This is a genomic window from Acidisphaera rubrifaciens HS-AP3, from assembly GCF_000964365.1.
Lineage (GTDB): Bacteria > Pseudomonadota > Alphaproteobacteria > Acetobacterales > Acetobacteraceae > Acidisphaera > Acidisphaera rubrifaciens.
In genome coordinates this window covers 1-3,286 of record NZ_BANB01000408.1, presented here as the reverse complement: position 1 = coordinate 3,286, position 3,286 = coordinate 1, and the positions used below count along the sequence as shown (strand labels likewise).

Annotated in this window: 5 protein-coding genes; 1 reads left to right on the top strand and 4 read right to left on the bottom strand. The window is 70.3% G+C overall.

The features are described from left to right. On the top strand, window positions 1–1,348 hold a 1,348-nt coding region (locus B8460_RS12020; protein WP_307188637.1), incomplete at its 5' end, for an NRAMP family divalent metal transporter. Between the two features lie 12 nt (window positions 1,349–1,360). On the opposite strand, the gene B8460_RS12015 is transcribed toward B8460_RS12020, so the two are convergent. The 4 genes from B8460_RS12015 to rsfS all read right to left on the bottom strand — a co-directional run. Further along, complete coding sequence (locus B8460_RS12015) at window positions 1,361–1,663, bottom strand: hypothetical protein (RefSeq protein WP_048861841.1); 303 nt, start codon at window positions 1,661–1,663, stop codon at window positions 1,361–1,363. Between the two features lie 177 nt (window positions 1,664–1,840). Further along, window positions 1,841–2,149 carry a hypothetical protein gene (locus B8460_RS12010; protein ID WP_148360566.1) on the bottom strand — a complete coding sequence of 103 codons (309 nt, stop codon included), beginning with the start codon at window positions 2,147–2,149 and terminating at the stop codon, window positions 1,841–1,843. A gap of 251 nt (window positions 2,150–2,400) precedes the next feature. Next, window positions 2,401–2,874 carry a 23S rRNA (pseudouridine(1915)-N(3))-methyltransferase RlmH gene (locus B8460_RS12005; protein WP_048861839.1) on the bottom strand — a complete coding sequence of 158 codons (474 nt, stop codon included), beginning with the start codon at window positions 2,872–2,874 and terminating at the stop codon, window positions 2,401–2,403. A 6-nt stretch (window positions 2,875–2,880) separates the two neighbouring features. Then, the coding region (gene rsfS, locus B8460_RS12000) for a ribosome silencing factor (protein WP_048861838.1) at window positions 2,881–3,286 on the bottom strand (406 nt) is incomplete at its 5' end.

The following is a 3,286-nucleotide window of genomic DNA, read 5'->3' as shown; positions in this document are numbered from 1 at the left end:
TTCTCCCGCCGGCCTGCCCCCCGCCGGCCTGCCCCCTGCCACCGGCGTGCCCCCGCTGGAGCCGTTGCCCCCGCGCTCCGGCCTGTCGGTGCTGTTCGCGCGCCTGCGCGAGCATCCGCTCGCCCGCGTCGGCCCCGGCCTGATCACCGGCGTCGCCGACGACGACCCGAGCGGCATCGCCACCTATTCGCAGGCCGGCGCCCAGTACGGCCTCAACCTCCTGTGGACCATGCCGCTCGCGTATCCGCTGATGGCGGGCGTGCAGCTGATGTGCGCGGAGATCGGCCGCGTCACCGGCCTCGGCCTCGCCGCCAATATCCGCCGCGCCTTTCCCGCCCCGGTACTCTACGCCGTCGTGCTGCTGCTGCTGATCGCCAACACGCTCAACATCGCCGCCGACATCGCGCCGATGGGCGAGGTCGCGGAACTCGTCACCGGCCTCGGCCGGCACGGCATGACCGTCGCCTTCGCCGCCGTGACGCTGGGGCTGCAGGTGGCGGTGCCGTATCACCGCTACGTCGTCTATCTGAAATGGCTGACGCTCTCGCTGCTGGCCTACGCGGCGGTGCTGGCGACGGTGCACGTGCCGTGGGGCATGGTCGCGCTGCGCACCTTCTGGCCCGACCTGCATATCGATGCCGCCTCGGCCACCGTGATCGTCGGCGTGTTCGGCACCACGATCAGCCCCTACCTGTTCTTCTGGCAGGCGTCGGAGGAGGTGGAGGACATGCGCCTGCACGCCGACGCGCCGCCTCTTGCGACCGAGGGCGCCGCCGCCCGGCGCGAGCTGCGCCGCATCCGCTGGGACACCTGGACCGGCATGTTCTATTCGGACATCAGCGCCTGGTTCATCATCCTGGCCTGCGCCGTGACCCTGCATGTCGCGGGCGTCACCGATATCGAGACGGCGGCGCAGGCGGCCGGAGCGCTGCGGCCGCTGGCGGGCGATTTCGCCTTCATCCTGTTCGCGCTCGGCATCCTGGGCGTCGGGCTGATCGGCGTGCCGGTGCTCGCCGGCTCCGCCGCCTATGCGCTGGCCGAGGCGATGGGCTGGGAATGGGGGCTGGAACGCCGCGCCCGCGACGCGCGCGGCTTCTACGGCGTGATTGGGGTCAGCATGCTGGCGGGGCTGGCGCTGCAATACACGCCCATCAGCCCGATGAAGGCGCTGTTCTGGAGTGCCGTCATCAACGGCGTGGTCGCGGTGCCGCTGATGGTGGTGGTGATCGTCCTCGCCTCGCGCCGCGCGGTGATGGGCGCCTATGTCGTGAGCTGGCCGATCCGGGCGCTGGGCTGGATCGCGACGGCGGTGATGGGGGCGGCGGCGGTGCTGATGTTCGTCCCCTAGGATGCGTGGCTCCTAGGTGGGCGTGTCGTCGCGCAGCGTCTCCTGCAGCGCCTCCAGCCGTTCGCGTGCGAGGTCATAGGCGGCGCGCCCGGCGTCGGCGGTCGGCGCGCGCAGCTTTTCCAGCGTGAGGGTTACCTGATCGATCAGCTCGAGCAGGGCAGCTTTGTCGATGCCGCCGCGCGCGACCAGCAGTTCCACCAGCGGACCGATGACATGCAGCGAGAAGATGACATCACCCTCCGCCTGTATCAGCCGCGCCTCCAGTTCAGCGACGCGCGCCTCGATCTCGCGATCGAGCGGTTGTCCGTCGGTCATCGCGCACTCCAGCCTGTTCGGTGCATCATCATGGCCCGGGCCACGAGGAACAATCGTCCTGCTTGCGGCAGCCGGTAGGCTGGCGTGTCGGTGCACGGCATATTGGCGGATTGCAGAGCGTTGGACGGCACATCGGCGGTCTGGCGCCTCGTCAGACCGGAATAGGGTAACGGCCGTTCATTCCGCCGGCTTGCGCAGCGAGGCGATCATGGCGGACAGCGCGATGCGCGCGTCGTCGATTGCCAGCCGCCGATGCTCATCCGCGGCCGAGCGCGCGGCTTCCAGACGGAGCGACGCGCGGTCAATCGCCTCGGCGAGCGCTCCACGATCAATAATGCCCTGGCCTACCACCAAACGCACGAGGAGTGCGACCATAATCGACGCATGCGCGCCATCGCGCTCGATATCGGCGACGCGAGAGACCAGCACGGCTATTCGGCGCTGGACATCAACCTCGCTGTCCCCGTGTTCAGGGGGCAAAACCATGTGATCCTCCAATCGCCTGCAGCCGAGCCTACCGCGTCACGTGATTTCGCCAAAATCGCAAAAGCCGCTTGGTCAGCACACTTTCGCGAGATACGTAACAATAGGCAATGGCTTATCGTCGTGCCTGATTGGTGGGCCGCCGATTATCGCCGTATCCGGCGGCCAACCGCATCATTGCTTGCAACCCACGCGAACGTGATTTCGCCGAAACGATCTCCGACGTCGCAGGTCCGGTGCCGACGCCCCGCGCCTTACCGCCCGCGCGGCGAGTCCGGCCGGGCGGCGCGATGATAAGGATGGCCGGCGGCGATCGCGCGCGCCCGCCACAACTGCTCCGCCAGCATCGCACGCGCCAGCAGATGCGGCCATGTCATCGGGCCGAGCGACAGCGCGTGCTCGGCGCGCGCCAGCACCGCCGCGTCCAGCCCCTCCGCCCCGCCGATCACGAAACAGGGCGGCCGTCCCTCGTCCAGCCACGCCTGCAGCCGCGTGGCGAGGCGGGCGCTGTCCGCCATCTCCCCGCCCTGATCGAGCGCCACGGCCCGCGCGCCGGGCGGGATCGCCGCCAGCAGCGCGGCGCCCTCGCGGCGGCGTATCTCCGCCGGCGCCCCGCGCCCGTCCGGCAGTTCCACGAGATCGAGGCGCGGGCGGATGCGCGCGGCATAGCGGGCATACAGCGCGGCCTCCGGCCCGTCGCTCATGCGGCCGATGGCGATCAGCCGCACGGCGCCTCAGCCGCCGCCCGCGCCATCCTCCGCCTCGGCGAGGTCGGGGCCCCACATGCGTTCGAGCTGATACAGCGCGCGCGCATCCGGCTTGAACAGGTGCACGACGATGTCGCCCGCGTCGATCAACACCCAGTCGGACCCGCCCGCGCCCTCGATCTGCACGCGCTTCAGCCCGACCTCGGCCAGTTTCTCCTGCAAATGCGTCGCCATCGCCGAAATCTGCCGGTCGGCGAGGCCCGTCGCGATCACCATGCGGTCGCAGAACGCCGCGCGGCCGCCGAGGTCGAGGGTCACGATGTTCTCGGCCTTGTCGTCGTCGAGACTGTCCACGATCACCCGCTGCAACGTATCGAGCCGCTCGGGCGAAGCCGGTGCCGGCGCCGCGCGCCGCGGCCGGCGCGCGCGGCCC